1 pseudogene is annotated in these 405 nt (G+C 66.4%); it reads right to left on the reverse strand.

The window, feature by feature from the left end:
• Window positions 1–21: 21 nt before the first annotated feature.
• Window positions 22–405: pseudogene (locus tag NE591_RS12900) on the reverse strand (hypothetical protein); the annotation flags it as partial.

The raw sequence follows: 405 nt of genomic DNA on the forward strand, positions 1-405 counted from the left end.
GCTGGCCATGGGCATCGTGGGCTATCCCGCCATGCCCGACAAGGTGCCCCTGCACATGGCCAGCGTAATGAGGATCACGGGCACGTACAGCAGATCCCAGGCGAGGGACAAAGGCTTCGGGAAGGGCTCGTCGCCGATAAATCCCGCGCTGCGGCGCCCCTCGGCCACCCAGCCCTGAGCCTTTTTGTAGCGCTGCACGTTCGCGCGGAAATACAGCATGAGGGCGTAGCCGCCCACGCACAGGACGAGGGCGGCCACGACCAGCGTCGCGACGAAGGCGTGCTCGGGATCGAGCGCAAGGGCTGCCGCGCACGCAATCGTTGCCGCCGCCGCAAGCGCCAGCATGATCGCAAGATAGGTGCATTTCAGGCGGCGCAGATAAGGATCGCGCGCCACATCGTCGGG

This window comes from Adlercreutzia sp. DFI.6.23 (assembly GCF_024462535.1).
GTDB lineage: Bacteria > Actinomycetota > Coriobacteriia > Coriobacteriales > Eggerthellaceae > Adlercreutzia > Adlercreutzia rubneri.